The following is a 5,062-nucleotide window of genomic DNA, read 5'->3' as shown; positions in this document are numbered from 1 at the left end:
GACTTAACTGGATAGCGCCAGAGTTCCTTGATAGTACCGATTTGTTGTTTCATTGATTATCCAAAATATTGATGAAGCTATACGGAGCTATAACCAATGATAGCGACGACGTGTCTTTTAATAAAGTAGTTAGATCGTCGCCCCAGTTTTTAAATGCCAAGTTAAAAATAACAAACTAACCAAACACACTAACGGTTTGCCGGCTACTCACCGCTACCTTACCGTTTTTATCCCAAAGAGTAGAGTCGATGTGGCTGTAGCCATTTTCAGAACTTTGAATATCTGCTTGGTCTTCCTTTTGTATATTCAGCATTGGTTTGTCTAGAGTCAGTTTCCCTGATTCAACTCTCTTCGATTATTATCAATCAGTTTGGCGTCCAAAAAATCAATAACACGTTCTGCGTATTCATTGGGCTGTACGGCATAAGCATGAGTATGCTTGGCATCGGGTACTTGCCAAAATTCCGCTTGAGTTCTTTTTTTTAGTGCTTGCCATAACAGTTTGCCGTCTTCAATAGGCGTGAATTCATCAGCCTCACCATAAATCAATAACATGTCCGGGCTGCCCACTAGATGCTCTGCTGCATAAGTTGGACGCAAACTGCGCTCACCAGCGGGGTAAAATATTTTGGAAAGCTGTATACCCAACTTTGGAATAGGATAGCGACGCCAAAAGTGCAATAAAGTTGGAAAAGCAGATTCAAGCACAGCTGCTTTGAAAGGGTGTTTGGGTTGAGCCATAGCACATACGCTCATGGCGGCTCCCATGGACGCCCCCATTACCGCGATAGGTAATTCCGGATATTGTGCTTGCAAAGTTTGCCCTGCGGCTAGCACGTCTAGTGGATAATCCATGGTGGTTGAAGTACTTTCACCAAAACCATTTAAATCAAAAATCATGACATGGTAGCCCGCCTCACGTAACAGTTCGGCATGTCCGTATTTCATCCAAAAACCTTTCGCTACCACACCCATGGGGTGAGACATTAACACCGCGCCCTTAGCTTGTTGTGTGTGTGCTGGCCCTAAAAGTGCGGCAATGGTTGCTCCTGATTCACTTTCAACGCTTAAACGCTGCCACTGGCTCTGATCAACGGTTTCCGGCCAGCGCCATGGTCTTGCGAAACGTCCAAAAAATGGCTTTTTAAAGATTTTATATGCGGTGTTTTTCATGATGATATTCTCTACTTACTATTAACGATCCGTGCCGATGATTTAGCGTTGCGGCTGTATGAATTCATAGTAGGCATTGACGTTAAGGCCAACTATAGGCAAAAATGACTAATAACATGCCGTTTTTGCCTGAAGGCGAAATTAATAATGATTAACAAGGCAGTAGGATAATGAAAGTCACGATATTGATGGCAGATAAATGCTCTTCTACCAGTGTTGCCGCCACCATGGAGTTTTTCGAAACTGCCAATGTGTTGCACCACTATGCGGAAAAAAAGAGCGCCCGCAGCAAGCTAAATAGCTCTGCACTATTTAACGTGGAAACGGCATCTATTGATGGCCAAACGGTTTTGTGTACAGGCGGTCTGCAATTAACGCCGGACAAATCCCTTGCAGAGGTTCACGAGACTCAGTTGATTATTGTGCCAGGCTTTATGTTTAATATTTTGGGGGTACTACCAACATTATCTGACATGATTCAGTGGTTGCAGTTTCAACACCAACAAGGCTGTTACATTGCCAATATGTGTACTGGTGCATTTGTGACAGCTCAAGCGGGGTTGTTAGACGGCCGCTGCGCCACCACACATTGGGTATTTAGCGATCAGTTTGCTCAACGCTATCCACAAGTAAAATTGCAAACAGAGCGCACCGTCACCGACGATGGATTAGTCATGTGCTCAGGGGGCTCTACTAGTAGCAGTGATTTATTGCTACACCTGATTCGAAAGTTTGCATCCCCTCAGTTGGCGGCTGAGTGTGCAAAGAAACTGTTGGTCGATATATCCGCACGCAGTCAAACCCCTTACTCCAGCACCACGTTTAAAAAGAACCACACAGACCCAGATATACTTAAAATTCAAATATGGCTAGAAAAACACATGGTCGAAAACATTAACATGGAAAAGGTGGTAGACGAATTTGGTTTAAGCATGCGTAACTTCATCCGCCGGTTTAAAGACGCGACGGATCAAACCCCCATTCAATATTTACAAAATCTACGCATTGAAAAAGCTAAACATCTATTAGAAAGCAGCAAAATGGCATTTGATCAAATCACTTTGCATGCAGGTTATGAAGACGGCAATTCATTTAGACGATTATTTAAAGAAAAGGTAGGAGTCACCCCCAGTGCGTATCGCAAGCGATTTGAGATTGTGCGGGTATAAGTGATGTTATCGCCATACTTATTGAATTTGGAAACACCCAACTAACCTAGTTAACCGGATCACTGCGAACGTACTTCCCGTTATCAAATTTAGAAAAAAAGTGTTCAAGCATAGGCTGCTTGATGGGGTCTGCACTATCATCAGGTTCCAAATTTTGTTCGGCCACATAAGTTGAATGCACACTCCCGTGAACTAACACATGGTACCAAGGCCTATCCTTCGGAGGACAAGACTTTGCCACTGTTTCACACCACTCTTCTGTTGCTTGTAAAGCTTGGGGGCAGACTCGATTGCTGCTCAAGTAGGTGATCCATTATTCCAGTTCTTACTGAATTAAGTTCAATATATCTATAGCAGGTTAGTAAATAGCAATCGAGTCTGACCCTATGCTTCCCTCAAAAATCTAGTCATCTGATTTTTTGTTCACTGATTCCACCCCCAACTCGAGCAATGTTTTTGGTTCGAAGGTACCCCATAAGGTGTGAAACCGACTAAGCTTATATCTTACTTCGGGTATGTTGGTGGTTTTAGTTTGATAAATATTCAATTCCTATTATCTCAATTATCTATAGGGGCAATCTATTGATTATTAAATCTCCCTTATATTTTGCTGCTTTTAAGCGCAATTCAAGTGCTTTAATGTTTGGTTTGGTATGTTACTTAATTGGATTTGGTGAAAATTCATTAGCAGCTGAAAGCGTGACTTTTTATTTAGAAGATGAGCCAATTTATACTTCCAGTGATAGCCAATCTCCTGGCTTTCTTATGGAGGTTGTAATGGAAATGGCAAGAACAATTGACGTAACACCTAAGGTCAAGTTTCTTCCGTGGAAACGAGCACAAGACATGGCAGTTCGTACACCCAATGCTGTTATCTTTCCCTTGTCTAGAAGTCAATCGAGAGAGAAAAAGTACCAATGGATGTGTAAGATTTTTGATGTACCTGTGATGTTTATTAATAAGAAGGGCAACGAACTAATTAATACTGTTAAGCAAGCCAAAAAGGTAAGGGGGATAGGCGCCATAATCGGAACTCCGCAGGAGGCGTTTTTACAACAAAATGATATACCTTATATTACGGTGACTGGTAAAGATCTTTATTCGAGACTGGCACACAATCGACTAACAACGATCTTTACTGCTAAACCAGAAGCAGTCTTGGGATGGAAAAAGGGAAGTTATTCGGAACATCTCCAATTTGGTCAGACATTGCAAACATTACCTTTATGGATTGCAACTAGTAAACTTTCCGATCAAGTGGATACTGACAAATGGTGTACAGCATTAAAGCAGATAAAGGATTCAGGTTTCTTTGAGAACAAGCTCGTGAAGTATTTTGGCGAGGAAAGCACACTCCAATTGAATTAATTCTTTTCTGTAGCAATGAGAAAAGGTTATTGTTTGTTTAAAATTCACCACGCATATATGAATGTTAGTCGTGAGGTTTGACATGTCGGTAGTTCGAGGTATTTAAATCAGGAGTTAGAGCTGCACACCACTTAGCGGTCTTACCATCAAATATAAGCGATGGCTCAGAACGGCCAAGAGCCGACCTTTGAGGCATGAACAATTGGCGAGGCTTAGCTCTCGCTTGTGTCACACATCGATCATTCTTCGTATTAGGTTTATAGTTAGTCACAGACGGAAAAGTTCATTTCAAAAAAATCAAGAATTAGCCAAAGCTGAAGTTTTTCGGTACTTCAAACAACGTATTCATAACCTTGGAACCGGACATGCCGAAGCAATCGAGTCTGACCCCGTGATTTTCTACCCCGTGATTTTTCTGTACCCAAATTAGATTTAGCTCAGGAATGGCATAGGCTCTAGCAATTATGATATGTTTTTAGGCAGTTGCATAAGTGGAAATAATTCCGTTAACTCACTGTTAGGCTCTCGAGAGAACTATGAATCCAATAGATATCGGCAATGCTTATAATAAAATCACTCACCTTTGGGAGAGTGATAAATTTAATATGAATAATGGCATTGAACAGCATAACAGAGCAATTTCGTTTGTAAAAAATAGAGATATAGCACTTGATGTAGGCTGTGGTTGCACAGGCCGCTTTATAGATTTACTCCTGGAAAAGGGTTTTGAGCCAGAGGGTGTTGATATTTCCGACAAAATGATTAATTTTGCCAAAAAAAGACACCCCGCTATTAACTTTCATACAAACGATATATGTGAGTGGGTTCCACCAAAAAGATATGATTTTATTACCGCTTGGGACAGCATTTGGCATGTCCCTCTTGATCAACAAGAGAAAGTGATAACCAAGTTGATTTCCAGTCTTAACTCTAATGGTGTATTAATCTTCTCTTGTGGTGGTACAGATAACCAAGGTGATCACAAAGATGATTTTATGGGTTCCGAAGTGTATTACTCGACACTGGGAGTAAGCGGTTTTTTAAAATTAATTATGAGTTTGGACTGCATTTGCAGGCATTTTGAATATGACCAATACCCAGAGTTACATAGCTACTTTATCGTACAAAAAGCCTAACAAACTAATGTTTAGGACAACTTTGCTACACGGCTTCGCCGCCCCACAAAGTTGCCTAAAATCAGGGCGTTAACACATACACCGAGTAGTGGTAAATTAATCGGGTGTGCAGGGTGTCTGCCACCAGCCAATACATCATCCAGCGAGCAATACAGTATGTGCGAATTACTTGGAATGAGTGCCAATGTTCCTACCGATATCTGCTTCAGTTTTGCA

At 41.4% G+C, this 5,062-nt stretch carries 7 protein-coding genes; 4 read left to right on the top strand and 3 right to left on the bottom strand.

Annotated features, from left to right (window positions below; all coding sequences use genetic code 11):
* Positions 1-175 precede the first annotated feature (175 nt).
* The gene (locus QZ488_RS21055) at positions 176-313 is read right to left on the bottom strand and encodes a hypothetical protein (protein WP_293752453.1); all 138 of its coding nucleotides are present in this window, start codon (positions 311-313) and stop codon (positions 176-178) included.
* Between the two features lie 14 nt (positions 314-327).
* On the bottom strand, positions 328-1,173 hold the full coding sequence (locus QZ488_RS21050) for an alpha/beta fold hydrolase (RefSeq protein ID WP_293752451.1): 846 nt from the start codon (positions 1,171-1,173) through the stop codon (positions 328-330).
* A gap of 170 nt (positions 1,174-1,343) precedes the next feature.
* Between QZ488_RS21050 and QZ488_RS21045 the strand changes: the two genes are divergently transcribed.
* The gene (locus QZ488_RS21045) at positions 1,344-2,342 is read left to right on the top strand and encodes a helix-turn-helix domain-containing protein (RefSeq protein ID WP_293752449.1); all 999 of its coding nucleotides are present in this window, start codon (positions 1,344-1,346) and stop codon (positions 2,340-2,342) included.
* A 46-nt stretch (positions 2,343-2,388) separates the two neighbouring features.
* Here QZ488_RS21045 and hspQ read toward each other — a convergent pair whose 3' ends face one another.
* The gene (gene hspQ, locus QZ488_RS21040) at positions 2,389-2,643 is read right to left on the bottom strand and encodes a heat shock protein HspQ (protein WP_293752447.1); all 255 of its coding nucleotides are present in this window, start codon (positions 2,641-2,643) and stop codon (positions 2,389-2,391) included.
* Between the two features lie 281 nt (positions 2,644-2,924).
* On the opposite strand from hspQ, the gene QZ488_RS21035 reads away from it, so the two are divergent.
* The 3 genes from QZ488_RS21035 to QZ488_RS21025 form a co-directional block, all read left to right on the top strand.
* Entirely contained in the window at positions 2,925-3,710 is a 786-nt protein-coding gene (locus QZ488_RS21035; RefSeq protein WP_293752445.1) for a transporter substrate-binding domain-containing protein, read from the top strand.
* A 536-nt stretch (positions 3,711-4,246) separates the two neighbouring features.
* Positions 4,247-4,846 (top strand): class I SAM-dependent methyltransferase, encoded by a 600-nt coding sequence (locus tag QZ488_RS21030; protein WP_293752443.1) that lies wholly within the window; start codon positions 4,247-4,249, stop codon positions 4,844-4,846.
* 156 nt (positions 4,847-5,002) lie between these two features.
* Positions 5,003-5,062, top strand: a 60-nt coding sequence (locus QZ488_RS21025) for a class II glutamine amidotransferase (RefSeq protein ID WP_293752455.1), incomplete at its 3' end; no start/stop codon positions are given.

This window comes from uncultured Paraglaciecola sp., from assembly GCF_913020055.1.
Lineage (GTDB): Bacteria > Pseudomonadota > Gammaproteobacteria > Enterobacterales > Alteromonadaceae > Paraglaciecola.
Note: the sequence above shows the minus strand (reverse complement) of the source record. Positions and strands in the feature narration are given on the sequence as shown.